The organism is Enterobacter cloacae complex sp. IR5412, from assembly GCF_049237385.1.
Classification (GTDB): Bacteria; Pseudomonadota; Gammaproteobacteria; order Enterobacterales; family Enterobacteriaceae; genus Enterobacter; species Enterobacter intestinihominis.
Map to the genome: position 1 here is coordinate 48,228 of NZ_JBMKHQ010000006.1, position 25,135 is coordinate 73,362.

Annotated in this window: 33 protein-coding genes; 14 read left to right on the top strand and 19 right to left on the bottom strand. The window is 51.6% G+C overall.

Going from position 1 to position 25,135, the window contains the following annotated elements:
• The 10 genes from ACOTX2_RS12635 to ACOTX2_RS12680 form a co-directional block, all read right to left on the bottom strand.
• Entirely contained in the window at positions 1 to 495 is a 495-nt protein-coding gene (locus tag ACOTX2_RS12635) for a structural cement protein Gp24 (RefSeq protein WP_058690846.1), read from the bottom strand.
• 3 nt (positions 496 to 498) lie between these two features.
• Positions 499 to 1,701 carry a DUF2213 domain-containing protein gene (locus ACOTX2_RS12640; protein WP_100148735.1) on the bottom strand — a complete coding sequence of 401 codons (1,203 nt, stop codon included), beginning with the start codon at positions 1,699 to 1,701 and terminating at the stop codon, positions 499 to 501.
• A 262-nt stretch (positions 1,702 to 1,963) separates the two neighbouring features.
• Positions 1,964 to 2,497, bottom strand: coding sequence for a phage minor head protein (locus ACOTX2_RS12645; protein ID WP_032629703.1), 534 nt, complete (start codon positions 2,495 to 2,497; stop codon positions 1,964 to 1,966).
• A 70-nt stretch (positions 2,498 to 2,567) separates the two neighbouring features.
• Positions 2,568 to 4,019: a DUF1073 domain-containing protein gene (locus tag ACOTX2_RS12650; protein WP_100148736.1), complete on the bottom strand. Its 1,452-nt coding sequence runs from the start codon at positions 4,017 to 4,019 to the stop codon at positions 2,568 to 2,570.
• Positions 4,020 to 4,024: 5 nt separating this feature from the next.
• A complete protein-coding gene (locus ACOTX2_RS12655) occupies positions 4,025 to 5,638 on the bottom strand; it encodes a TerL protein (RefSeq protein WP_100148737.1) in 1,614 nt (537 codons plus the stop codon).
• A gap of 198 nt (positions 5,639 to 5,836) precedes the next feature.
• Positions 5,837 to 6,439, bottom strand: a complete 603-nt coding sequence (locus ACOTX2_RS12660; RefSeq protein WP_100148738.1) for a hypothetical protein — start codon at positions 6,437 to 6,439, stop codon at positions 5,837 to 5,839.
• A 246-nt stretch (positions 6,440 to 6,685) separates the two neighbouring features.
• Positions 6,686 to 7,693, bottom strand: a complete 1,008-nt coding sequence (locus ACOTX2_RS12665; RefSeq protein ID WP_100148739.1) for a tyrosine-type recombinase/integrase — start codon at positions 7,691 to 7,693, stop codon at positions 6,686 to 6,688.
• Between the two features lie 76 nt (positions 7,694 to 7,769).
• Entirely contained in the window at positions 7,770 to 8,315 is a 546-nt protein-coding gene (locus ACOTX2_RS12670; RefSeq protein WP_100148740.1) for a hypothetical protein, read from the bottom strand.
• Entirely contained in the window at positions 8,312 to 8,842 is a 531-nt protein-coding gene (locus ACOTX2_RS12675; RefSeq protein WP_047345201.1) for a lysozyme, read from the bottom strand. The genes ACOTX2_RS12670 and ACOTX2_RS12675 overlap by 4 nt, the downstream gene beginning before the upstream one ends.
• Entirely contained in the window at positions 8,842 to 9,147 is a 306-nt protein-coding gene (locus ACOTX2_RS12680; protein ID WP_052954575.1) for a hypothetical protein, read from the bottom strand. The genes ACOTX2_RS12675 and ACOTX2_RS12680 overlap by 1 nt, the downstream gene beginning before the upstream one ends.
• Positions 9,148 to 9,200: 53 nt before the next feature.
• Between ACOTX2_RS12680 and ACOTX2_RS12685 the strand changes: the two genes are divergently transcribed.
• The 3 genes from ACOTX2_RS12685 to ACOTX2_RS12695 are packed head-to-tail and all read left to right on the top strand — an operon-like array spanning position 9,201 to position 10,127.
• Positions 9,201 to 9,386 (top strand): hypothetical protein, encoded by a 186-nt coding sequence (locus ACOTX2_RS12685; protein WP_047345200.1) that lies wholly within the window; start codon positions 9,201 to 9,203, stop codon positions 9,384 to 9,386.
• A gap of 2 nt (positions 9,387 to 9,388) precedes the next feature.
• Positions 9,389 to 9,799, top strand: coding sequence for a hypothetical protein (locus ACOTX2_RS12690; protein WP_047345199.1), 411 nt, complete (start codon positions 9,389 to 9,391; stop codon positions 9,797 to 9,799).
• A gap of 37 nt (positions 9,800 to 9,836) precedes the next feature.
• Entirely contained in the window at positions 9,837 to 10,127 is a 291-nt protein-coding gene (locus tag ACOTX2_RS12695) for a hypothetical protein (RefSeq protein ID WP_047345198.1), read from the top strand.
• Positions 10,128 to 10,641: 514 nt separating this feature from the next.
• Here ACOTX2_RS12695 and ACOTX2_RS12700 read toward each other — a convergent pair.
• The 6 genes from ACOTX2_RS12700 to ACOTX2_RS12725 form a co-directional block, all read right to left on the bottom strand.
• Positions 10,642 to 11,445: an antitermination protein gene (locus tag ACOTX2_RS12700; protein ID WP_100148741.1), complete on the bottom strand. Its 804-nt coding sequence runs from the start codon at positions 11,443 to 11,445 to the stop codon at positions 10,642 to 10,644.
• Positions 11,442 to 12,302, bottom strand: a complete 861-nt coding sequence (locus tag ACOTX2_RS12705; RefSeq protein WP_100148742.1) for a helix-turn-helix domain containing protein — start codon at positions 12,300 to 12,302, stop codon at positions 11,442 to 11,444. The genes ACOTX2_RS12700 and ACOTX2_RS12705 overlap by 4 nt, the downstream gene beginning before the upstream one ends.
• Positions 12,302 to 13,276, bottom strand: a complete 975-nt coding sequence (locus ACOTX2_RS12710) for a toprim domain-containing protein (RefSeq protein WP_032666054.1) — start codon at positions 13,274 to 13,276, stop codon at positions 12,302 to 12,304. Before ACOTX2_RS12710 ends, ACOTX2_RS12705 begins: the two co-directional genes overlap by 1 nt.
• On the bottom strand, positions 13,273 to 14,889 hold the full coding sequence (locus tag ACOTX2_RS12715; RefSeq protein ID WP_100148743.1) for a DEAD/DEAH box helicase: 1,617 nt from the start codon (positions 14,887 to 14,889) through the stop codon (positions 13,273 to 13,275). The genes ACOTX2_RS12710 and ACOTX2_RS12715 overlap by 4 nt, the downstream gene beginning before the upstream one ends.
• 413 nt (positions 14,890 to 15,302) lie before the next feature.
• Complete coding sequence (locus ACOTX2_RS12720) at positions 15,303 to 15,620, bottom strand: hypothetical protein (RefSeq protein WP_100148744.1); 318 nt, start codon at positions 15,618 to 15,620, stop codon at positions 15,303 to 15,305.
• Positions 15,592 to 15,816, bottom strand: coding sequence for a helix-turn-helix transcriptional regulator (locus ACOTX2_RS12725; protein ID WP_100148745.1), 225 nt, complete (start codon positions 15,814 to 15,816; stop codon positions 15,592 to 15,594). The genes ACOTX2_RS12720 and ACOTX2_RS12725 overlap by 29 nt, the downstream gene beginning before the upstream one ends.
• 98 nt (positions 15,817 to 15,914) lie before the next feature.
• On the opposite strand from ACOTX2_RS12725, the gene ACOTX2_RS12730 reads away from it, so the two are divergent.
• The 11 genes from ACOTX2_RS12730 (at position 15,915) to ACOTX2_RS12780 (ending at position 20,890) form a co-directional block, all read left to right on the top strand.
• Entirely contained in the window at positions 15,915 to 16,583 is a 669-nt protein-coding gene (locus tag ACOTX2_RS12730; RefSeq protein ID WP_032625781.1) for a LexA family protein, read from the top strand.
• A gap of 171 nt (positions 16,584 to 16,754) precedes the next feature.
• The gene (locus ACOTX2_RS12735; protein WP_100148746.1) at positions 16,755 to 17,081 is read left to right on the top strand and encodes a hypothetical protein; all 327 of its coding nucleotides are present in this window, start codon (positions 16,755 to 16,757) and stop codon (positions 17,079 to 17,081) included.
• Positions 17,074 to 17,262: a hypothetical protein gene (locus ACOTX2_RS12740; protein ID WP_100148747.1), complete on the top strand. Its 189-nt coding sequence runs from the start codon at positions 17,074 to 17,076 to the stop codon at positions 17,260 to 17,262. The genes ACOTX2_RS12735 and ACOTX2_RS12740 overlap by 8 nt, the downstream gene beginning before the upstream one ends.
• Before the next feature lie 161 nt (positions 17,263 to 17,423).
• Positions 17,424 to 17,789, top strand: a complete 366-nt coding sequence (locus ACOTX2_RS12745) for a hypothetical protein (RefSeq protein WP_100148748.1) — start codon at positions 17,424 to 17,426, stop codon at positions 17,787 to 17,789.
• Positions 17,782 to 17,982, top strand: a complete 201-nt coding sequence (locus ACOTX2_RS12750) for a hypothetical protein (protein WP_333021061.1) — start codon at positions 17,782 to 17,784, stop codon at positions 17,980 to 17,982. Before ACOTX2_RS12745 ends, ACOTX2_RS12750 begins: the two co-directional genes overlap by 8 nt.
• Before the next feature lie 13 nt (positions 17,983 to 17,995).
• Positions 17,996 to 18,073: a hypothetical protein gene (locus ACOTX2_RS12755; RefSeq protein ID WP_421625927.1), complete on the top strand. Its 78-nt coding sequence runs from the start codon at positions 17,996 to 17,998 to the stop codon at positions 18,071 to 18,073.
• 99 nt (positions 18,074 to 18,172) lie between these two features.
• Positions 18,173 to 18,511, top strand: coding sequence for a hypothetical protein (locus ACOTX2_RS12760; RefSeq protein ID WP_127341663.1), 339 nt, complete (start codon positions 18,173 to 18,175; stop codon positions 18,509 to 18,511).
• A 4-nt stretch (positions 18,512 to 18,515) separates the two neighbouring features.
• Entirely contained in the window at positions 18,516 to 18,830 is a 315-nt protein-coding gene (locus tag ACOTX2_RS12765) for a hypothetical protein (RefSeq protein WP_127341664.1), read from the top strand.
• Positions 18,820 to 19,029, top strand: coding sequence for an excisionase (locus tag ACOTX2_RS12770; protein WP_100148752.1), 210 nt, complete (start codon positions 18,820 to 18,822; stop codon positions 19,027 to 19,029). The genes ACOTX2_RS12765 and ACOTX2_RS12770 overlap by 11 nt, the downstream gene beginning before the upstream one ends.
• On the top strand, positions 18,984 to 20,156 hold the full coding sequence (locus ACOTX2_RS12775; protein ID WP_100148753.1) for an Arm DNA-binding domain-containing protein: 1,173 nt from the start codon (positions 18,984 to 18,986) through the stop codon (positions 20,154 to 20,156). The genes ACOTX2_RS12770 and ACOTX2_RS12775 overlap by 46 nt, the downstream gene beginning before the upstream one ends.
• Before the next feature lie 440 nt (positions 20,157 to 20,596).
• Entirely contained in the window at positions 20,597 to 20,890 is a 294-nt protein-coding gene (locus ACOTX2_RS12780) for a contact-dependent growth inhibition system immunity protein (protein WP_023298414.1), read from the top strand.
• Between the two features lie 342 nt (positions 20,891 to 21,232).
• Here the strand turns inward: ACOTX2_RS12780 and ACOTX2_RS12785 are convergent, their stop codons facing one another.
• From ACOTX2_RS12785 to ACOTX2_RS12795, 3 genes are read right to left on the bottom strand one after another with little or no spacing between them, the layout of a single operon-like run.
• Positions 21,233 to 22,549 carry an amidase gene (locus tag ACOTX2_RS12785; RefSeq protein WP_045623179.1) on the bottom strand — a complete coding sequence of 439 codons (1,317 nt, stop codon included), beginning with the start codon at positions 22,547 to 22,549 and terminating at the stop codon, positions 21,233 to 21,235.
• Between the two features lie 54 nt (positions 22,550 to 22,603).
• Complete coding sequence (gene hisD, locus ACOTX2_RS12790; protein WP_063147483.1) at positions 22,604 to 23,899, bottom strand: histidinol dehydrogenase; 1,296 nt, start codon at positions 23,897 to 23,899, stop codon at positions 22,604 to 22,606.
• A complete protein-coding gene (locus ACOTX2_RS12795; protein WP_015571629.1) occupies positions 23,900 to 25,042 on the bottom strand; it encodes an ester cyclase in 1,143 nt (380 codons plus the stop codon). It abuts the gene before it with no gap.
• Between the last annotated feature and the right edge of the window lie 93 nt (positions 25,043 to 25,135).

Consider the following 25,135-nt stretch of genomic DNA (forward strand, 5'->3'; position numbering starts at 1 on the left):
TTAAATGTTATATGCCAGTTCAATGTTGCCGTCGGCGTCGCCGGGACCATTGAAATAGGCGTTGGTGATCTGAACAGTGTTTGTATCGTCCGCAGCAGCGAGGAAAGCGCCCAGCGGGCTTGCTGCGGTCGGAGTGCCGACGCGCATAAATACCGGGGCATAGAGAGCAACAGCAGAGGCGTCACCGCCGATATTGACCGTGACATAACCGCGTTTCAGGTTATCGCCGGCAAAGTTGTAGCCGGTGCCAACCTGGCGAATCTTGTCGGGCTGCGAAGCCGTCGGATAAGGGCGAACAAAAATCCCCGCCAATACTGTCACCGGGTCAGCTGCCTCGATGGGAACAAACTTACCCCCGACAATCTTCCCGCCCAGCCCATACGCAGGGAATGGTTTAGTCGCATCAAGAATATGCGGCTCTACGGTTAAATCCTGTGGGCGTGAAATACCCCCGGCAATGCCCGCAGACATCCGGTAAAGAATGGTGTTAGCCATGTTTTAGCCTCGTTTAGCCCAGAGTTCTTTCGCGGCTTTATTGATTTCCGCGATAGATTTTGTGGTGTTGGTGGTCATCGTGCGGAAACTGTCTACAGTCTGCGCGGCGGTATTGCGGTTTTTAGCCAGCTCAGAAACGGCATTGAATGCCATATCAACAGTGGCTTTTTTCAACTTTTTAACATCAGCATCGCCCACGATGGAACGAACCAGCATCTGATCGGCAGAAGCCAGAACCTGACGTTTAAACGCAGTTGGTTTCGCCTTCGCCGGGAGTTGGATGCCTGGCTGAATCAGATCAGCGCGATAAGCAGCATCGCCAGTAACCGCCCCCTCCTCCTCACCTTTTTCGTCTTCATCTTCATCAACCGTCGCTGGATTGGATGGGGTGAGTTTTGCCACGGCCTCAATGAGCGCTTTACCCCACGCAGGGATATCTTCTTGCGCATCAGTCGTGACAGGCAGCGTTGGCGCAGGCATCGGGTTTTGAGGTGAGAGGTTGATAACCACCCCTCCAGGGGTCATGGATGACGTCACATCGTCGTTATCACCAGTCATATTTTCTGGTGGGTTATCGATCAAGTTCGCCATTTCGGCGGCGTCGTTGGTTTTACGGGCCTTTAAAAGCCGGGTAAACCAGTTTTTAGTAGTGCTCGGCATAGCGTCTCCCAGTGCACAACGTGAACCAGCCCGCCCGTTAGGGACTAAGGCCAGGTGATTACCGGTGATCGCATATTGCTCTGCGACACCCGGCGAGATTTGACGGTAGTCGGCGTCATAGCCACAACTAACCTCATCGTCTCCGTCTTCAACCGCCTGAATAGCTTCCGGCGTCTTGACGATGACATCAGCCAGCAGCAGATCAGAGTTTGCCCCCTCTCCGCGTCTGACATTCTGAATGTGACCGTTTGCCAGCCTGCGCCAGTTTTCCGGCGTGACAAAAATGATGTTGCCGCCGAAGTCTTTCGGGTGGCCTATAGTGACGTTCATCCCCTCGAACGACGCGATAGTGCGTTCACTAAATACCTCTTCAGGCGTTCGGCGGACAATAATCAGCCCGTCGCTGTCAGGGGTTAATTCAGGCAGCTCTTGCGCGCCATAAACCTGTTCTCCGGTTCGACCGATAGGTACGTCTTTGAAAAGAATCGAACCATCGGCCAATTGAAAACGGGTGTTCCCAAGACGGGTTTTAAAGAAATATTTCATTGGTTACCTGCTTGATTACGGGCAACAAAAAGGCCGCCCAGTGGCGACCTTGTGAGATTGGGAAAAATGATCGAAATAACGGTCTATTTAACATAAGGGTTCTTACCCGCACCGACGAAAATGGACTCGATTAAAATGTCCCCTTAAAGCCGTAAAAGTAGCGATTAACTGGGCTAAAAATCGGCCTTTTCGAATGCAACATTTTCATAACATTTCTCGGGTATTGCAGTTCGCATGAAATGAATGCTCAAAGCCGTATTTTTCATTTTCTCGGTGCAGGAATCTGTACTTCAGGCCAGCATTTGCAGTTCGGCAAACATCCGGCGTGTCCGGTCATACCGTCCAGCGTCGGCGGGTTATCCCAGCGCACAAATTTATCTTTCATCTTGCGGTGAGAATCGCGCGTTCCGGCCCCCTCGATACGCCACCAGTAGCCCTCTGATCCAACCGAAAGGGCTCTGGCCTGCGTCAGCGCGCCGGTAGCTCGTCCAATCTCTGTACGGGCAATCAGCTGCGCCCTGCTGGCGGCCACGTCACCAGAGGCCATGATCATCTCGTAGAGCTCGTCCGGACGTTCACCAGTGATAACCGCCTGCATTGCGCGCTGTTGTATGTCCATCACGCGATCGGCTGCTTCCAGCGGCAGGGACTTCATCAGCTGAATCTGGCGGTACACAATATCCTGGGCCACCTGCCCGACGGGGGTATTACCCACCACATCGCGCAGGCCAGCGCCAATTTCCTCTGACACCGATTTCCACTGATTCCATTCCTCCTGCTCGACCTGGGCAAACATCCTTCGCCCGACATGCTCTGCCCAGTCGCTGATTACCTCGGAATAGTCCACCAGCGTTTTCGAAATGCTGTCAGCGCTGGCCTGTGAACCATCGTAGGTACCATCGACGATCTGCCCTATCTGGTTTGCTATCGCCAACAGGCTTTTGCGGTACTGGATTTCCGATCGTCGGCGGAGGGATGGTTTCAGATTCATCCTCCTCCCACTGGGACTTCGCATTGTTAATGTCCTCGTCAGTGATTGATGCACCAATACCCGTCACGCGCGCCGTTTCCCTGAGGTCGGTAAGTGCGGCTGCAGGAGGCATTCCAAGTTCACGCACAGCAGTAGCCAGCGCGTTAGTGGTGTTGGTTGCAACGGTTGAACGATCAACATCTGACATCTGCCAGAGGGGATTAAATTCGAATGCAAAATCGGCTGGCAATGGTTCGCCAAATTCAGAACGATGGAGGACATCATAAAGGAGCCTGACAGGCGCTCTTAAGACGTTTTCCTGAAGAGCACCGATATCGTCGTAGTAATTCGCCAGATCAGCATCACCCGTTGAAAAACCTTTCGGCGATTGGCGAAATAACCGAACAAGGGGGATGCCTACGGCACCGGCAATATCTTCCTTAAATTCACTCAGAAGGTCTGATAATCCAGCAAAAGTATAGGAATGTGTCTCAAAAGTATCTTCTGAATCAAAAAGAGACATTCCCTCATTTGTCTGGAACTCACGAACCATATCCATCTGTTTTATTAGTGCTTCTAATGGCTTCCCGCCCATCGCGATGATTTCGCGAAGCTTCTTGATTTTTGCTGTTCGCAAATGTGCTTTGTAAGCCAGCTGCGCAGCACCAACGCTCGTGCTGTCATACGATGTCAGGCGGTCAAAGACTCTCTCAACAACAGACATCCCCCACTCATTTTCCGTGAGCGCCTGCTGATACGGGAGGGTAATTCCATCCATTCGAATCAACCGGCTGTAGTTCACTGTCCAGGGGGGAATACCCTGCGCAGAAGTAACGATTTCGTAAGTTTCGGGTTTACCAAGCTCAGGCCCGAGTTTTTTGATGCGTCGTCCGAGATTAGGGTTAATCATCCAACGATCGAGAACAGCGAGGCCTTTAAAGCTGCCTTTTCCCACTTTATCCAGTACCAGCGGCGTCAGGGGTGCCTGTCCCTCAATGAGGATTAGCCCAACGGCACCACCATACAGCCTGGACCATTTCAGGATCAGGTTCAGCCGCTCCCAGAGTTTTAGCTCTTCAAATCGGGCCTCCAGAATCCCCCGCCGCTTTGGGTCAATTTCGCTGGTTATTCTGGCCCCTTTTTTTGTCATATCGTCGGGCTTTGCATCAACAGCTGCGCCGATGATCCATGAGGAACGATACGCCCATTCCAACAGCAGACGATTGCGGCTGGTGTAATTGGCTCGATAAGTTGACGCTGCATGCTGATTTGGCTGCTGCATGCCAACTCGCGCGACAAAGTTATCGTAAGAGTCGGCTGTGGCAACTCTTCCTGTTTTTTTCGCCATAGCTTTTATGCTCCGAGCTTAGTCCAGATATCGAGAGAGGAATCCATCGGCGCGTAGTTAATCATCACGGCGTCGGCGAGGTTTGGCGATTTTGTACCTTCCGGCTGTTTATCCACGAGGATTTTACCGACGGCGTTTTTCGACCACGTAGGCTGTGAAAGCTCCATCAGCAGGCGGTCAATATTTTCTATCTCGCTGCTTAAAGAAATGATTTCGTCGGGGTTGTAGTCCATCCCGTTCAGCGCGCGGAAGGTGTTCCGAAACAGCTTGCGAAGATGCCACCAGCTCTGTGCTTTCGCGTTCGCGAAGAAGTCTTTATTCAGGCGTGCCGCTTTACCGTTATCACCAGGAACGGCTTCATCTTCCGGATCGAATACGCTACCGCTACCACGGAAAGGCGTAGCTGTGACTGTTCCCCGGCCTTCAGCCTGCCTGAGCTCGTTTATCACGCGAGCATCGCCACGCGCACCAGCACCCAGACCGTCCTCATCGAAACGGAACTCATCAAGACCGTAATCGTCACAGTACCCAAACGATTTAACGACAGAGGCGTAGATGTCGCTGCCAATGCCAGACCATTCGTGAACGTTCTGCAAAAGGAAGCCATAGCGGCAAGAAAAGCCGTTTTTGTCTTTCCCTTCGTCTGCGATATCCATTGCGCCGAGGCGCTGGCCGCTGGGCTGAATACCCAGTTTGATATGCGCGTCGACGGCAGCCTGTACCCATTCAGAAGGAATGAGAATCCCCTCTGTGGATGCGCTGTAGTTCAGGTCCAGTTCCTGAGCAACGATAATCGGATCATCAATTTTCAGACATTCGTTGCGGTACCACTCATCATCCTTGCGCGGGTCGCTGCGCCAGTGGAACGTAAACACCGGGATATTTCCGCTGTGGCGCTTACGGGCAAACGGGTTATTCATGCCGTTGACGGATGAGAGGTCAATCCGGCAGCGGGTCGTCTGTGAGAGCGCGGCATCAATAAGTAACGGGCGTTGGAGAAACGCCGATTCATCCACGAAATAAAGCGTGGTGCGGTCACCACGCCCTATGTTATTGCCAGCCTCTCCCTTAATGACCGCGCCTGTGTCCGGGAACTCCACACGCATGTAAGGAGCATGTTTTTTGTCACTCCATGAACCGCGAAATTCTACCGGCAGCAGCTCGACAAACTTACGCGCTTTCCAGAACAGTGCTTTCGGGTCGCCGGTACTGTCGACATATTCCTCTTTACGGGAACCGAACCCGATCACCATTTCTTTGTTGAACAGGCAAAGTGAACAGGCCAGGCCGATAGATGTCCAGCTCAGCCCCATTTCGCGGCTTTTTTCTGTCAGTCCATGCTCAAGACTGGCGCGCCTGTCCATGATCCAGTTAATCCATTCCTCCTGGCGGGGGAACAGCAAAAACGGGATGGTGGCAGGTAGGCCATAATCGAGGTTACGCGGGTCCGTCGTCATGCCCCAGTCGATGATGAACTGGGCTGGGTTAGTGCGGTAAAACTCACGGAGTGCCGGAAGCATTTCAGGCGCTTTCCTGATCCGCTCCAGCCTCTCCATTCTCCACTCAAACACGGCTGTATAGTCCGGTTTGCGGAAGTCAAAGGGGAACGGGATCGGCACAGAAAAATTCCTCAAAAACGCCCCGATTTAACATAATGGTCGTTACCCGCACTGGCGCAACAGCACCCATCACGCAAACGGCGTGAAGCCTCTGTTTTGAACAGAAAAGTGGTCAAATCGAGATGAATAAAATGTGCATAAAACGGGTCAAAAAGTGCATAGCGTTTTTACGGTTCGAAACGCCTGTTTTTGCAATTTTCAGCCCAGGTATTTTTTGTAGATATCTGCTGCTTCCTGCGGGGTCAGGTTCGCCGCGTCGGCTTTGGCTGCCTCGTCCATATTGTTGAACGATTCGAAAATCTTCGGTGCTTCCAGCTCCATAAGCAGGGTTGCCGGAACTTTTATCCCCTCAGCCTCAAGCAGCTGCGCCGCCTCCAGCGCGGAGTATTTCCCGGCCACCTTGTGTTTCATCACCTCGCGAAGCACATCACGCTGACGATCCTCTTCCCCATAAACACTGCGGCCGAGTCCAAGTGCTTTGGCAAACACCGCAACATCATTGTGCGTTGGCAAAACATCCTCGACGGTTGTTTTCAGTCCATCAGAGGATTTGGTGACAATCTTTCGCTTCCGAATGTCCAGGCTTTTACCTGCAACGTTGTTAATTTTTTCCATCAGAACTTCGCGAGCCTCGGTAAAGGCACGATTAAAGTCGGCATGTTCCTTGCGCCAGTTACGGATAGTCGCCTCGTCAATTTCCAGTCGCTGGGCAACCATACGGTTTGAGATCTTGTTACGGGCCAGAGCCATATCAATAACGATACCGACGTAGGCCTTCTTAAAGCTATTTTTACGGGCCATACGCTTACCTGAAATCGAGTGCTGTTTATATTTTGTTCAAAATTATTTTTACGCATTTTGCGTGCGGAATAATTCTGAGAAAAAATCTGCTCCGGGGCCGCAAGCCTGCTGGGTTTAAGTGCGGAATTAAAAACGTCAAAAAATGCGGAGTTATCGATTTTCCGTAAAAACTGCGATTTAATGCCCGGAGGCCGCGCAGAATGGGGAGATAGTGGATCGCCCTAATATTTCCACTATGTGGATAACTCAGTCGTCCAAATCCATCTCCACCACTTCACCGAACAGATGACCGTAAACGTCCATTGTGGTTTTGATGTTCGAATGCCCAATAAGTCGGGAAACCTTCAGAATATCGACGCCTTTGTTTGCCAGGCGAGATACAGCAAAGTGGCGAAGATGATGGAATCGTTTAATGCCATAGTCGTTCAGGGTTCTGACGAGAACGCCCTGAGTGCCGTAGCTGGTAGCGAGGCATGCGCCGGTAAACTGGTTGCAGATAAGAGGCTCAGAGGTACCGAGTTTACTTTTATCCAGCAACGCGAAAAGCTCACGCGGCATCCTTACCCGGCGCTCCACGCCTCTTTTCAGCCCCTCATGTATAACGCCGTCAACAACATGCCCCCGGATATCGATCCAGTCAGCTGACACGTCGTTATAAGTAACCGCCAGAGCCTCACCGATGCGCAGGCCACAAATCCCGAGCCAGCACGCGATACGCTCACGAACTGGCGCGTTATTCAGTAGCTCCCTGACCGATGATGATGGCGGTATGGTGATGGGTCGACGCTTCCGGCGCGCGGGACGGTCAACAGGGTTAAAAGTGATGAGCCGCTTTTCCACCAGCAGGAAGAAAGCCGAACGAATCCAGCGATGGCAGCCGGTGCGAACCGAATCAACGATATCGCGATGGCTGATATGGAGAATATTTTTTTCCAGTATCGGCCCGTCTACAGCAAGTAGATCGTGACGGCATTTCGCATATGACGACAACCGAATGATATTTTTTTCCAGCTTACCGGCCTGATACCCCAGATAAAACAGAATTAACTTTCGGAAAGTCCAGGAATGGTCTATTCCGGTCCAGCTGGCAGTTCGACAATCCAGCTCGATATTCTGTTTTTGCCAGAAAAGATGAGCGGCATCATCAATATTCTTAAAAATGCGGCGGCGTCCATGACCGGATTTTTCATCCTTCCAGTGGACGTAATATTTCGATTGTCCAATGGCATCATTGGATTCTTTTATCGAAGCCATGCTGAACAATCCTCACTCAAAAAACATTATCAAAGCCACTCAGTGAATGGCTTTTGTAATGTCATGCTGGCAATAATCATTGCCTGTCCTTCTCGATCTGGCGTATTCCAGCCAGCTGAATATTCGCTTTTTCGATAGCGGCCAGCAGCGGCTTGATCCAGAGAACAGCCTGGCAATAGGTCAGCGCGCTGGCGGTAGTGGTGCTATCACCGGCTGCGTCAGCGTTCCCGGAATCGGTGAGCATTGCGCTGGCACGTAAACTGTTCGCGTAGCTGAGCAGCCCACCAGCGACATCAGCAGGAACAGGCAGATTACAGGTTTTTTCACGATGGAGAATCTCCCTATATTCGATAACCGTGCTATCGGAGCTGACATCAATAAGTGAGTTAAGTCGGCTGGCGTTTTCGGCCACCTGGTTAAACCGGTTGAAGTTGAAAGCTTGAGCAGCGATAACCGTCCCCTGCAGGTTATTGTCACTGCGCAGAACGTCATTATCACTCTTCAGCGTAGCAACGTCAGAGCGGCTGTTTGCCAGCAGGATGCACAATACAGCAGTAACAATCACCACGGCCACCAGCACTATCCAACGCCATACGGATTTAATATCGGCAAAGGTGATCATTGCAGACCATCCATACAGAGCTGCTTCTCTGCCTCACGACGAGTTACCAGCCCTGGCAAGATTGTTTTCCCAGCGTATACCCATCGGGGGAACTGGTTACATGCTGAGGGCCAGGCTTTTGGACCTTCACGCAGGAATGCATAAAGTGTCGATTTACGCATTGTCCCGCAGCCGATGTTGAACGTAATCGACGTCACCGCCGAAAACGTGTCATCACTGAGATTTCCCCCGTTACCGTATGAGTTAACACAGCGTTCAGCGTCGAGAATATTTCGTTCCCAGTCAGCAGCAATCTGCGCATCTGTCTTTCGCACGCCAGTTTTTACACCGTGAGTATTGCCAACCCCATCAGTGAGTTTTGCAGCCGGACAAAGATATGGATCACGGCGACAACCTTCCGCATTACCGATTAACTCCAGACCACGCTCATTCGTTCGGACGTTACCATTGCCCAGCACTATGGCGATAATCGCTGCAACAGAACAAATAGCGCCAACTGCGCCGCCCTTTTTAGCCAGTTGGGCCATTATTCACCTGCCTTTGTCAGTGCATCCGCGACAACGCTGACCGCAGCCGGACGCTCGGATTTTGGTTTATCACTAACTCCATCGAGATAATCGCGAATCATCTTCGTTCGCTTTTCATCCTCTTTTCTGCGCCGGCGCGCATCAAGACGCCCATTGACGTAAGACACCAGCGAGATAATCAGGCCAACCGCCCCGAAGAACATGTAAACCATGTCCTGAGTTGTGAAGCCCAGTGCAGCGGCAAGTGTTCCCAACCACGCAAAGAACTGCGTGAATATGTTCCCTGAGTGATCGTTCATTTTCATGTTCTCTCACCTCGCAGTGTGCGGGTGCTGTGTGTAGGGGTCAGGCTCTCGGTATGAATTTAACGATGAAGCTCATCGGTGAGGGTTACCGGAGCCTGAAAAAGAAAAAGGCCGCCAATCGGCAGCCTAAAGAAATTTTAATGCCGGGGTTTTTATCCACGCCCGGCGCGTGGTTTCCCAGCTTTCCACAGGCAAAGGAAATTGCTAAATTGTTTATTCCACAGACAATTAGGGAATAACCATGGATGTAGGATTACTTATCGCGTCCCTTAAAAACGGGATCGGCGCGCTTTCTGCTGTGCAGAGTAACGAGGTCCTGCGCGAGCGCATCGCTTTCATTGGAGAGCAGATCGACGTACTTCAAAAAGCCCATGCTGCCACCATAGAAGAACTTGCCGAGGCGAAGGCCAAGTGCGTAGAACTTACGAAGGAAGTAGCGGCTTACCGGGCAAAGGATGAGTTTGTCGAGCACATGGGCGCGGCCTTTAGAAAAAATCCCGCGGGTGGGTATATCAGCGCGGTTTATTGTCCCAACTGTCTTAAACAGGTCGGTAGCGGGTTCGATGACTTTCCTTACCATTGCGGCTCCTGCGGCTGGACTTCACGATTTGAAGGAAGGGAAATTGATAACGTGATGAAAACTCTTCCGTAGTACCAATGATAACTATCACAACTCTGGAGAATTATTTATGAGCAGCATGCTTGACCCACAGAATTACAATAAAGAAATGCGTGAGAAAAAGATTGACTTGATGCTCTCAGCCATGGGGCCAATGAATGAGAAGTCGGCATTTCTTTTGGCTTTAATGATCAAACACTCAGATGACCCAGCCGCAACAATTAGAGAGATCGGAGACTGTATCGAGGCGGTCTACGGCGCGGGTGAAAATACTGACACATCTCAGGGGTCAAATTTTAGCGAGATGAGGCTGATGTACCACAGTGCCATAAGCATCTATCATAAAATTAAAGACATTTAGCAAAGCAAACCCCGTGATGATGCGGGGTTTTTTTTTGGGGCAAACAACGCAAAAGCCCCACGGGTTAACCGCAGGGCTTGATGATCATTTCTTAAAAATGTCTTCAGTGTCAAAGGTTTCTATATGAATTGGCTCACCAATATCCACTATTACCCTGTAGATGGAAAAATAGTCGTGGTAGCAAGTGTTACGGGGTAGGCCAACAATCTCTCTTGCTCTTTGCTTCGCATTTTCTACGGAAGAAAACACCCCCAATAGATGCGACGGAGAATCCCTATAGCCACCCTCTAAGATTATTACAACGCTCATGCCTAATCACCATTCAAGTCTTTGCTTCTATGCCTTTAGTAAGGCTCACACATTAACAATACGTGGACTATGGTGTTTATTGGTTAATTAAAATCAACAAAAAACCCGCTCAGAGGCGGGTTTGATTTCATGCAGGCGCAATAACCTACGTTCTGAAGCATACGCGACAAGTTCGGACAAAATCAAGCTTAATGTGGCTAATATGCTAAATTTTGTTCACATCATCACGATAGCTCGTTGCGTCCTGAAATGCCGAGTCTGCTTTTTGTTCTTCTCTGTAGCAGACGTCGACAAGCCCCTCCAGAAACGGTTTCCAGTTACGGGTCCACGTTCTGATGTGCAGATCCGGGACTCGCTTCAGTATCGCTTTATAAGCTGCAGTAGACGGCACCCCAGAAAATCCATTTCCGCTGCAGCGCTCGCAGGTTTTGAACACCGGCGCGCCACGCTCACTTGTGGCTTTGCGGTCGAGCACCTCACCTTTTCCGCCGCAACGGCATCGGGCCAACAGCTTACCTTTACCGTTACATGCCGCGCATTTACGCTTGACCAGTTCGTGCTTGATTTTCGGCGGGACGATTTCCATTCCGTCAGAGTTGAAGACTCCAGGATATTTGATCACATCTTCATACTGAGAGGTTAATCCGCTGCCGCCGCAGCTGTGACACGTCACGCTGGTTTCCGCTGAACGGGAGTATTCGGCAAAGGCGAATTGTGCGAGCACCAGCATGCACCAGCCAAACTCGCCTGCTGCTGCTTTACGTACATTCCTGGGCGCTGATTCCATTGCATGACGCGCCAGAGCCTGTACAACCAACTGCTCATCGCTTTTGCTGATCCCGGTCTTACCAAAGAAGGCAGCCAGACCAAACCGCGCTCGGCTGCTGGTGGTACCAATGGCCGCCATAACATCGGTGCCAGTGATACGATCCGGAGAGGTTCCTTTCACGTCGTCGCTGATGTGCATTCCCTGAGGGCTAAAGTGTTTTAGTGATGCCTCCAGTTTCATTCTTCACACTCCCCTACCAGGTTAAGAATCACCGCCGCGCCGTGGTCTTCCATGAATTCGTCCTTTCCACTGTCAAGAAACCAGTGACATACCTCCACGGCTTCGACGCGCGTTACGGGTTTGATGGCAGCAAGCAATTTTTCAAGGTAGCGCTCGCGGTCATATACCGATTCGTGATGCTCGGAGTAACCAAACTCATAGCCCTGCTCTTTAGTTGCAGTGTGGCGAACGCTGTAGAGCCAGTCCCAGTAAACAAACTCACGAACAACGTCAGAAAGCGTATTGGGCTCTGGCAGTACATCACGATAGCCTTCAACAAATGCCCGGCGCTGTTCATCAATTTCGTTCATACGGCTGCCGTTAATGCTGCCAGCTTTCTTCTCGGCCGGAGTCCATCCCCAAAGGTGATCGTCGATAAATTTCGGGGAAGACTTGATTACTCGCTCGGCTTCCACATCTTCGAGAGCTGCCTCATAGCTGCCGAACGTGGCCCTGACTGATGCTGCTTTTTTGATGTCCTCTCGGGCGTTCCTGATTGCCTGTGCCGGGTTATCTATGCCGATGGTACCGAAAGCAACCTGGAAAGGATCGCCACCATTCGCCAGCAAATAACGCGCGTAACGTTCCTCGGCCTCTTTAGGGGAGATTTCAATTTTCTCCAGCGCGGCTTCGGCTGCGTCCAGATGTGCGGGTTCGTTCAGACGGATCACCTCCAGCACCCAAAGATAAGCGTCAGTTTGCTTATGCCCGGTGATTCTCCGTTGCTCGGGCAGAGGCTTGATGTTTGCGAGGGCGGAGCTGTGCGCTGCCGTCGGGATGGTGAATAGTGCTTTATGTTCGTTGTTATCAGTACGCATTACGCAGCCGCCTTTTTCTTGAAGAAAACCACCTCACGAACCTGATCGCCGTTCATGAGCATGTCGTTAAAATCCCCGTTATCCGGGTAGTAGATGCTGATTTTTTCCAGGTCATTTTTTGCCAGTAAGTTGGCATGGGCGCATTCCGTGGCCGCAGCCAATCCGGTGGCGCTGTTTACGTCTCGATCTGCGAAAATAATCAAATTTTTCACACCTGCAGGAACACGGAATTTCTTCATGAATCCGCTGGTCATGGTGGCCCAGGTGTTAACGTTGTACAGCTGCTTGCAGGAAAGAGCCGTTTCGATACCCTCGGCAATTCCGAGGGTCGTCGCTACCGGGAACATGCGAATAGCGACGGAACGGGCATGATCCAGATAGCTTTCGTCCTGAAGAGATTTCTGGCGCTTCGCTCCGGCAGAATCCCTTAGTTGGGCTTTCTGATTGCCGTCCAGTAAGGTTCTGTGCAGATAGCAAAGCTCGCCTTTGTCGTCAGTTGCGAGTGAATACAGACACTGGTAAACCTTACCGCCGTAGCGTTGTTTATCATTGAACTTCACCGCCTCTTGTGGGAGCTGATAAATTCCCCTGGCCTGCAGATAATCCGCCCCGGTAGTTCCTTTCAGGTTTACCAGTTTCGAAAATTTGGACAGAACCCGATCACGGGCGCTTACTGCATCTGAAGTGCGCGGGAACGCTTCACGGGTAAAGTTATTACCAATCAGCTGGTCTATTTCCCTGCAAATTTCATTGAATGGCTTCCCTTGTGTAAGAGTGACAAGCTTCATTCCGTCACCGCTGCCGCAGGTACAGATCCATGTTCCCCGGCCGTCCCGGTCATCAATACGCAGCTTTCCCCGCGCACCACATACCGGACATTCGCCTTTAAAGTGATTTCTGGCATTAATGGGAGGTAACCCGAAGTGCTCAAAAATCATTGCCCATTGACCTTTTGCCGCTTCTGCCGTCTTCATGCTCGTTTTCCTAACTGCTGTTTGATATCGCTAATCGCTTTCTGTGCTTGCTGTACTGAGGATGGGGCTGCCGTGCCTGATGCCTCCTGCAGGCGCTTGGCCTTCTCCTGCCCTTTCGCATACGCAATCAATTTGTGCCGGATGAAATTAGAGACAGTCGGGGTGATCTCCATCGGGAAATCGCTTAACCCGTTAGGCCACTCGTCAAACCGTTCACGAAAGGTATTTGCGCACCAGCCATCGCTGACGGGCTTTTTCCCCTGCGATACGCGCTGGCGCTGATAGAATTTGATCTGACTCCACCAGGCCTGTTTCTCTGCCTTCGTGGGCTGATGCTGGTTATTACCCAGCTTTTTGAGTTTGCGGCCGGTGTCGGTATCGACGTCCTCACCGCCCAGCGGCTTATGCCCACATTTCGGGCATACATAGACGCCAGCTGGCTTCATGTAATGGCATTGAGAGCATTCGTGTGGCAGTTTTTCGGCCCGTTCCTCAGCTGCGCGGCGCGCGCTTTCCTCCATGCCGTCAGACTTACCGGGAAGATCGTCGTACTCGATTGAATCCGGATAACCCAAACGGTGCACGGTGCCGCTGTGATCGAAGATGAGGCAGGACTCTTTACCCGGTGCGGTGCGCAGGCCACGTCCGAGCGCCTGCAGCCAGCGAATTTCGCTTTTTGTTGGCCTGGCGTAGATGATGCAACGAACGTCACTATCGAAGCCGGCCACCAGAACGCCCACACTAACGATGATTTTCGTTGCACCGGTTTCAAAGCGGTGAATGATGGTCTGGCGTTCATCCACTGGAGTGTCGGCGGTCATAACCTCAGCGTTTACACCCGCCAGGTTAAACTGGATTGTCAGGTAATTGGCGTGGGATACGTTGACACAGAAAGCGATGGTAGGCAGATCCCGGCCATTCTCCAGCCAGTTCTGTACGATGTCGCCCACCAGCGTAGAGCCGCACATGATTTCAGACAGCTGCGTTTCGTTGTAATCGCTCCCGTACTCAAGCGATGCTTTGGTTTTAACTCCTTTCAGATCCGGCTTAGTTGGCGCGTAAAATTCGTATTTACTCAGATCGCCACGCTGGATTAACTCGCCGATGGTGGTCGGTTTAATCAGTCGGTCATAGTATTTGCCCAGGAACGGGGAAAACGGAGTACCCGACAGGCCAATCACCTTTACGCCTTTGCCGCGCAGGCGTTCGATATCCTTCAGGATGCGCTTTTTACGCAGGTGTGCTTCGTCGATAATCAGCAGATCAATATTTTCAGGAAAAACACGACGAATAAGCGTGTCGGCGCTGGCAATCTGAATTTTCCGGTCCGGATCGTAGTTCGGGTGATCCGCCCAGATATAACCGATTTCATCCCCCGGTAATCCATACTCCACGAACCGATTAGCCGTCTGACCGATCAGGATGGTGTACGGTGCACAGAACAGGACGCGCATACCACGGCTGACAAACCCGGCAACGATGAAGGCGGCCAAACCCGTTTTACCGCTACCGGTTGGCGAATACACCATGAAGGTGTCGTTTGCCTTCCAATCACGGCGCAACATGTTTAGCGCTCGTTCCTGTGCAAAATTCGGCGTGATCGTCAGCTCCATTGTGCAGCTCCCGTGCTGATGAGATAATAAATTTGTGATGTGGTTTTCATGGATTCCCCCTCACATGGCTGGTGGCCTCCCCAAAGGCTGCCAGCCTCCCTTCTGATTCAGCTCCTCTGAAAAATCACTCTTCCAGGAAGAACCCTTTTCGTTTCTCAACTCATGGGCGCTTTGTACTACCTTGCTGATACGAGCGTTTTTTTAAATTGCGCCCTAAAGACAGTGATCTACTTAACCAATGGATCTCTCCTGTTGGAAAAGACCCTATTCCTGCCCCTACACCCAATCCCCCCTTACCCCCCTTTCCCTCTTCCCCATAAAAACGTACTACTTACCTAGTACATATGAGGAATTGGGTCAGTTGGTTGCCAACCTGAACAGGCACCTTTAAGCCTGCTTCTGTTCGGATACCTTTAAACCCGAAACAATGAGGAGCGCGATTGCGATCCAGCCAAGGGAGGTTCGGCGGTATACCCCTGTAAAGCTCTGCCCTGATTTCTTACAAACAGGCGAAGCCTTGTGTTTGCTTCATGCCTTGCCCGGTTCTCCTTGCGGAATGAAACGGGTTCGGCCTCGAACGCCCCCTGATACACAGCTGCATAACGCTGGATAGCTTTTTGTCGTGCAGTTGGTGTCAGGCTAAGTAACTGCTGCTTAATCCACTCGGCATCCGCTTGTGAGTGGGTATCCGGCAGCATTGCGTTATCGAAGTTGCTCTCCGGTATGTTCATCGAAAAAAACCTCATCCAGACTGGTTTCATATCCGAGCTGCTTAAAGGCGCTCACAATGCGTTTCCCAACTTCAATATCTGGGATTCGACGACCAGTTTCGTAGTGGCTAACGGCCCCTTGAGAGCTAGCGATCAGCGCTGCCAGCTCCCCCTGGGTCACTTTTGCTTTCAGCCTTAGGCTCTTAATACCGCTCATTCGGATAGTTCCTATCTAAATAATACATAACGTACTATACACACATAAAACAATAATACAAAATGGAAGTTGCTCAAAAAATACGGATTGTAATAATCATGTCTATGAAACAGAGATGGCAGGACCTGGCCAAATCCAGGATGAAAGAAGTCGGAATGACTCAAGAACAGCTAGCTGAAGCACTCGGTATGACACAGGGTGGGCTAGGCCATTGGCTGAACGGAAGACGTGAACCTAACCTGGAGGTCATAGCAAAAATTTTTAAAATTCTACAAATGCCAGGTTTTGTGGTTGACGCTGACGGCGCAGTGAGCGACGCAAGAGCTGATCACAATGTGTCATTTCACGCGATGAATGAATCGAAAGGAAGCTACCCCGTAATCAGTTGGGTCAGCGCAGGGGATTGGATGGAAGCAGTGGAGCCATATCATAGGCGCGCGATCGACCGCTGGTATGATACAACCGTGGAATGTTCAGAAGATTCATTTTGGTTAGATGTCAGAGGGGATTCGATGACATCGCCAGCTGGGCTTAGCATTCCAGAAGGCATGGTTATATTGGTCGATCCTCAGGTTGAACCCATCAACGGAAAGTTAGTTGTCGCTAAGCTCGATGGGGATAACGAGGCCACTTTCAAAAAGCTGGTTATCGATGCTGGTCAACGATTTCTCAAGCCGTTAAACCCTCAATATCCCATCATTCCCATAAACGGTAATTGCCGTATTATCGGCGTCGTGGTTGACGCAAAGATAACCAATCTGCCATAGAGTACAAGCCGCGTAAGCGGCTTTTTTAATGCCACGCCCCCCCAAATAAGAAAAAAACACCTTTATAAACAGCAGGATAAAAATTAATACATCGGATTAATCCGTTTTGTATTGACGCTATTTAATACGTTATGTATTATTATTTCATCGGCAACAATTGGAGCCCATGAAATGAAAGCTAACCCGACAACTAAAAAATTTTTCCAGCTTGTAGATATTCCTGATTACCGCTTCGCAGCTGACAAGGAAAAATGCAGTCATATTGATTTTGACCAAATCGCAACAGATTGCGATACAAAAACCATTTCTTTGCTAGAAGCTATCAGTCACTTAGGGATCAGCATAATGAACGAGGCAGAGGAAAAGAACATCGATAAAAATAAACTCATGATGCTATCTGGCACAATTGCTGATTTAGCAGAATTAGCAATTGCCACAAACAAGATCGCTATTTCATCTACTTATTCCTCCGGTTATAAGGATGCTGAAAATGCCTGATTTAACCTTGCAAAAAGCGGCTGCCAAAGCCTATCAAGCTGAAGTTGTCGCGCGAATGCTTGAGAACTATCCCCACAAGCTGACAGATTCTGATGTGGAAGCTGTGGCATCACTTTTGGCAAATCTTATTGGTCCGGTGGCTGCTTACCTTATTGAGGAAGAGTCAAAAAACCCAGTTTAAGAAATAATGAATATTTTTATTACAGGAATAATCTTGGGGATTCCCACAGTCAAATTAAGGTGAATCATGATTAATCGGCAGGCATTTGAAACAGCCCAATTATTTAGTTCAATAGGTTATTGGTCTATAGGCATGCTTTATTTAAAAAAGGCATATGGCAAATGAATAATTTCATTACCACTTATCGCCGACGAATTTTAAAGGCTGCTTTATTACGCCACCAACGTAAAACCGGAAGCACCTGCATCATTATTAATATGCCTAAGGGGGGAATAAACACCATCGAATTAACAGAAATACTGCTTGATGGTCTGTTTAAACGATTCGAAAAGTTGGCTCTCAGTGAATACGGGAATATTGACGGCGTAAAAGCCATCAGAGGAATTTACAGCAACGCCGTAGATGTAAATGGCAGCGGTGAGTTCCTGACAGAAAGCGGAAAGGCATTAATCGACGATCTCATTGCTGAGCTGGTCGAGTTCGCCAAGAAACAAAAATCAGTCACAGCGGAGACAAGCCATGAGTGATCAGACACCAATTATCACGCACGAACCAGTAAATATCGTGCTGACAATCGAGAACGGGAAAGTTATCCACGCGCGCCCGGTTCAGAACGGCGAGGTTACAGCATCGCTGGAGACTTTTTTATGGATGGCTGAACGCGCCGGTTACACGATCATCCCACCTGCATGGCTCCGGAAACCTGAGCCTGAGGGTTAATCGCCGCTGGCGGCTGCTGTCCCGAGATGGCGGCCAGAACTGGGAAGTAATGAGCCATGAACGATACAGCAAACTGAAGGACAGAAAATGAAAGCGCTTTTCCTTTCCCTGCTGTTTGGCCTGTTGTTGGTGGCCGTCGTGTTCGGCGCGCTGATTGAGTACAAATTTTCATGAATTATTGAGGTCAGTTATGGGCGAAGTTAGCAATGGTCCGGTATCAAGCTTGCCAGGGCATATTTCGAGGGTTCCAGAAGGAGTTAAATGCGATGCTCACCCCGATCGTGATGCAGTACGCCGTGTTCAGGGGGAAACAGATTCCTTTGGCTGCGAATATCACGACATGTGCCAGGAATGCCACGATGAATATGTGCTGGAATCTCAAACGGCCGATTATTCCGGTAAATGCAACTGGTGCGGCAAACACGCCGAGATTTTAATCCCTCACAGGGATCGCATCTATGAGGTGTGCAAGCCCTGTATTGATGCCGAGCGCCAGCGCTGGGAAGAAGAATATGAAGAACGGTGGTGAAGCCATGAACACAATTACCAATGAACAGTTAATAGCGCACATCACCGCAAAGATGGCGCGTATAAAGCCAGATTCGCAGGTTAACGACAACCTCCGCAATGAAGCGCTGATGAATAAGCGCACGTTGGAAATCGCACTGGCCATGCTAACCGCCGAACCTGCGGCCGGTGGTTACCAACCAGCGATCGACATTTTACGCGACAGAGCTGCTCGCGAACTCGATGGTGGTTTTCGCGCACATCACAACGCCCTGATTTATGCAGCTAATGAACTGGAAAATGCCCAGGCTTTCGGGCGGGAGGTCAACCATGAGTCTTGACTGTGTACCCCTTTCTACGTACTGCAGGGACGCGGGGGAAACGGTAGAAGCCGTTAACAAACGGATACAAAGGGGGTTATGGAAGGAGGGAGTACATGTATTAAAAGTCGATGGCGTTAAAGAACGCTGGATTGACTTAACGGAGGTTTCGAAGTGGGCAAGAAAGAACAAGGATCATTATATCTCCCAAGAGGAGTAACCATTCGCCAGCATAAAACTGGCGACACTCTGGTTATCACGTTCACATACAAAGGGGTTCTGTGCCGGGAGCCCCTCTCCAAAATGGAAGCAAACGCGCGCGGTGTGAAGTACGCCGAGCGCCTGCTCGGGGAGATACAAAACCAGATCGTCAGTGGCACCTTTGAATATGCAAAATATTTCCCCAACTCCAAAAAGCTGGAGCTGTTCGGGGTGGTGAAGAAAACTAAAAACATAAAGTCTTACCTGGACGAGTACCTGAAAATCTGCCAGAACCGCAACTTGTCCCCGTCGACTATCAACGGTTATGAAAAATGCCTGTCGGCGCTGTCAGCCCTGCATAAACTCCACGTGTCAGAACTGACGCCAGCGGTCCTTAAAAACTGGATAGCCAGCCGGAAAACAAAGCTGAAAACGACCAGGAACAACCTTTCGTTTCTGCGCAGCGCCATCGATGAAGCTGTTACGGATGGCCTGCTGACCATTAACCCGGTAACCCTCGTCAGTGCCAGCCGGTACCACGTGATCGACAACAGCCCGAGCGCCGACGATTACGAGGTTGACCCGTTCACGCCAGCGGAAACCCTCGCCATTTACCAGAGCTGCAGGTATCCGGAATGGGAAAACCTGTTCCGATTTGCTTTCAATACCGGTCTGCGGAGCTCCGAACTGTGCGCGCTACGCTGGCCTGATCTCGACACCATAGCGAACACAGCTCACGTTCAGGCAGCCAGTGTCGTAGGGGTACTCAAAGGCACCAAGACAAAAGCCGGTACCCGTAAGGTTGAGCTGAACAGTGAGGCGCTGGCAGCCCTGCAGGCGCAGAAGCAATACACCTTTATGAAAAGTGAGTTCATATTCAGCGATCCGAAAACGGGAGAACCCTGGGCGAACGCCGACGCGATCCGTAAAAAAGCATGGGTGCCGACCCTGAAAAAAGCTGGTGTGCGCTACCGTAACCCTTACCAGACGCGGCACACATTCGCCACCAAGCATATTAGCCAGGGCGTTAACCTCTTCTGGCTTGCCGGACAGATGGGCCACAAAGGGCCGGAAATGATATTCCGCAACTATGGTAAATACCTGGCTGAATATGACGGTAAAACCGCGATTTCAGCCGCGCTGTAGAGGGGGAGTATTTCAAAATGTTGGACAGAATCAGGACGTTAGACAGACATCAATATGCACGTAAAATGCACTTGAGGCCTGTCACTGTGACAGAATTGTTTATTTTCAATGAGTTACATACCTTTCGGACGCGAGTTCAACTCCCGCCAGCTCCACCAAATAAAACAAGGGGTTACGTGAAAACGTAACCCCTTTTTTTGCCCATGTCCACATTACGTCCACTCGGCAAAACTTTGGCCAGCGCTAACTTCAGTAACCCCAGTTTTACATTTTTGCATCCAGTGCCCATATGCCGCTTGCCACGCCTCTTGTTCATCGGCAAAAGATGTTCTGCAATAGGCAACTACTCAATGCCTTTTGAACCAAACTCCGAGTACAAGGATGACCAGCTCTGTCGCTATATCCTTACAGCATTCCCGACCCCATAGGACAAATGGATTATGCAAAATTTCTATCATATTGATCAGCTGATTCAGGGTTATTTCAATCAGGATCATGACCTCATAAATGAGGGAGAGGATACTATTGAGGGCACTATTGAACGCTATAAAAAAACAGCCCCAGATTGGATGTTAAAAGAGTTAGCCGAAGAGGTCGATTGTTTTCTTAAGCTTTACGAAGACAGGCTGGATGAGCAATTCAAAAGCCGGTATGGATTTGATTTCTCACCTGAGTTGTGGGATTCAACCCCATTCGATTTCCTGATGACTGTGCGCAGACTTGCCCTTTCTTAGAAGTAGCTACAGGAAGACAAACCCGTAACGGCTTAACCGACCTCAGACCGGCAACAGCCGGTCTTTTTCTTTCTAAATATAAGTTAAGGGTGAACAGTTAAATCCAAAAAAGCTTTTTCTTGATGTGATCCATTCAAAAAACAGGTTTGCTTAACCACAGGAAACACTGCAACAAATCGCCATTGGCATACCCGTGAAAGTTGAATTTATAAATTATCAACAAAAAACAGCCTATTAATGAATTTATTCAGACTCCACCAGTCCAAAAATCCTCCATCGGTGATTACCAGAATCACCCGATGAAGTGCTGAAAGCCCGCACGGCGCAAGCTCTGCGGGCTTTTTATATCTGTCCCTTCCCGTCCAGCGCCCCCTCACACGCCAGCGCCAGCACCATCAGCGCCGTCTCATTCTCCTGCACCGATAACATCTCCATCCCCACCGGCAGACCGATACGGCTTACGCCGCACGGCAACGTTATAGCTGGCAGGCCGCTGATGGCGGCCAGTTCCGGCGCGCAGCCTGGCGGCATCTTCGCCATACTTTCTGGTAACCGTTGTACGGTGGGATACACAAATCCGTCGATGCGCTGCGCCTCCGCCACCTGGCAAAGGTTCTGCCGCAACAGGCGCTGAAAGCGACGCCCCGCCAGCCAGAGCGGAGTTTTCAGCGTGCTACTCGCCAGCATCTGACGTAGAAACGGCGCAAACTCTGGCAGGTAAGCGCCGGAGTCCACAATGCTTGTCAGTCCGGAGGGAGCGCCAGGCTGTTTGCCAAGCCAGTCGTCAATCGCCACGCGAAATTCATACAGGCTCAGGCATGTCGCCTGACTTACGTCGTCCAGCAAAGGTAATGATACCTCCACCAGCGTTGCTCCGGCACGACGCAACGTGTGCAGCGCCGACTGCCAGACCTCCAGCTGTACCTCATCCTCTCCCTGTAACGCGGTTACCACACCAAAGCGAACGCCTTTCAGCGAACGCACAGGAAGCGCAACCGGTGGCAAACCATGGATCACCGCATGCAGCAAGGCGGCATCTTCAACGCTATGTACCATTGGCCCAACGGTATCTTTGCTGGGCGAGAGCGGCGCCACGCCATCCAGCTGTGAACGGCGAAAAGCAGGCCGTAGCCCCACCAGCCCGGTATAGCTACAGGGAATGCGGATAGAGCCGCCGGTATCGGTACCCAATGCGCCATCCGCCATCCCCGCCGCCACCGCCGCGGCGCATCCTCCGCTGGAACCTCCGGCGGTGAGTGACGGGCGAAGCGGGTTTGCCACATCGCCCCCCAGCGAGCTTCGCGAGCGCACGTCAAAAGCAAACTCGGACATATTCGCTCTGGCGAGGATAATCGCTCCTGCCCTGCGCAACCGCTGTATAACAAGCGCATCCGACGTCGCGTTAAGTGAGGCCAGCGCCCGGCAGCCAAGAGTAATGGGCATCGGTGCGCAGGCAATATTATCTTTGACGATCAACGGCACGCCGTGCAGGGGGCCGATCGGCTCCCCGCGTCGACGCTGCTGCTGATGCTGTTCCGCCTGAGACATGGCGTCAGGGTTAACCCCGAGGATCGCGTTGAGCGCCCGGTGCTGCTGAATGACGTCGAGACGGCGGGCAATTTCCTCCGGGCAGTCGTCTGGCGGTATCAGGCGCTTCATAGTCTCAGGCTCCCTCGTGATGAAAACCGGGCAGAAGGCTGCCCGGGATACGTTTTAGTCCCGCATGCCGGTAGTAATGGCATCAATGTCCTGCGGACGCAGACGAATTTCCGCCGCCCGTCGGTGCCCCTGCATCCCCTCGGTACGGCTCTGGCGGATCGCCGGTTCTGCGATTGCCGGGATACCCTGCTCGTCAATCCACTGATGGGTACAGATTTTGACGTACGCCCCAACCCACAGACCACCGGTATAGCGTGCCGCAGCCATCGTCGGTAACGTGTGGTTGGTGCCGCAGCATTTATCAGAGAACACCACGCTGGCGTTCTGACCAATAAACAGCGAGCCATAGTTGCGGATCTTCGCCGCCGTCGCGTGCGGATCGCGGGTATGCACCTGCAAATGCTCCGTCGCCATATGGTCAGCAAACGCAATCAGCTGCGCTTCATCTTCGCAAAGCGCAATCTCACCCTGCCGGCGCCACGCCTCCCCCGCCGTGGCGGCCGTTGGCAGGCTGGCAAGCTGACGCTCAACCTCCGCCAGGGTACGCTCAGCGATATCCCGGCTGGTTGTCGCCAGCCCGACGCGGGTATGAATATCGTGCTCTGCCTGCGCCAGCATATCGGCGGCCAGAATGCGCGGATCGGCGCTGTCGTCAGCGATAGTGAAAATCTCGCTCGGCCCGGCGAGGGCATCAATGCCGACTCGACCAAACACCTGGCGTTTCGCTTCGTTAACGAAGGCGTTGCCTGGCCCAACGATTTTGTCCACCGATGGAATGCTCTCCGTTCCCCAGGCCATGGCCGCAATGGCCTGCGCGCCACCTACCCTGAAAATGCGGTGCGCGCCCGCCAGATGGCAAACCGCGATCATCGTCGGATGCGCTCCCGGCGGCAGACAGGCGATGATCTGTTCGCAGCCCGCCACCGTCGCAGGGACAATCGACATCACCGGCGCAGAGAGGATCGGGTAACGCCCACCCGGCACGTAGCAGCCCACCGTCTGCACCGGGATGATCCGGTGACCGAGATGCACGCCAGGCAGCGTCTCAACTTCCAGCGGCTGCATGGTCGCCAGCTGCGCCTGCGCAAAACGACGCACCTGATTAATAGCAAACTCGCTGTCGCGGCGCGTCTGGGCATCCATCCCCTGCAGTGCTTCGGCGATCTCCTGCTCGCTCACCTCAAAGTGCGTCGGCACGACGTTATCAAACTGCTGCGAAAAGGCTCTTAGCGCCGTATCGCCTTCGGTTTTCACGCGCTCGATAATGGCGCTGACCTTCTCCGTCAGGGAACGATCGGCCTGCGCATCCTGCCCCTGCGGGCGCTTAATCCAGCTCACCTGATTTAACATTTACGCGTCCTCCATCTGGCCGAGTTTGATTTGCGCCAGCAGCGCCAGGTGGTCATACACGACCCATTCATCAACAATTTTGCCGTTGACGATGTGGTAGTGCGACATGCCCATCACGAACAGTCGTTCTCCGGTCGGCTTGCCCAGTTCGCCGTAACCCAGGTGATGCCCTTCGATGATCCAGCGAACCGCCACTTTGACGCCGCCTTCATCGCACGGGTTGGAACAGATATGCTGCGGCAGCCACGCGCCGTCAGGGATCATCCCCACCAGCGCCAGCGTCTGATGGGTTACCGCCGCGGTGCCGTACAGCTCTTTCATCAGCGGGCCATGCCACTGCACGTTAGGGGCGTAAACCTCTTTGATTTTGCCGAACATCCGACGATTGTAGATCTCGTGCAGCCAGCGCAGACACTGCTCTTCCGTATCGGTGTGTGCAATGGATACATCGCACTCCATCTCCGGCGGATATTGTCCCAGCATGCGGCCATTTTCGCCGATGTCCATCACGCGGAAGCCTTTATCAAACTGCTCCTTTGCCATATTAAATGCGATTTGATCGGTATTCAGGCCAAGCTGTTTCATTAACGACATGTTGTCGCTGACCACCCACTCCCGGTAAATTTTATTCTCGTGGATCATGCAATCTGCCACGGTACGGGTAACGAAGGTGCGGTTGGTCGGCTTGCCTAAATGGCTGTGCTGGGTATGCCGCCCGCTTCCCGTCACCAGGTGAGAGGTATAAAAACCGTCAACATCATTTCCGTTCCAGATAACCTGGGTTGCCATGCCGCGCCGCTCCGGGAAGGCAATTAAGCGTTGCAGCGTATCCTGTACCACCTGCTCACGGTTATAGAGTGTCCCCAGCGCGTTATACAGCACGCAGTTATGGGTATAGTGAGAATAAATTAAGCCGACATCGCGCTCGTCCCATATTTTATGGGTGCAGCGAACTATATAATCGACAATATCGGTATAGCAGTCATCAAAGCCGCGTAATGATTGCACGCGCGGTCTTTTTTCCGGTACCAGATCGACAAAATCACGACGTTCCACCTGTAATACAGGTTCCTCTTTCAGCGATTTCACGCTGCTTTTTTCGGGTACGGCTGGTGCTTTATTTGTTGCTTCGGTGGAAGACATATAAACTCCTGCTCTGTTTTCAGACAATAAGAACCCGCACCCGTAAGTGAGGGTGAATTAAACTCGATTATTTTCGGCAGCCAGAATAAGGGG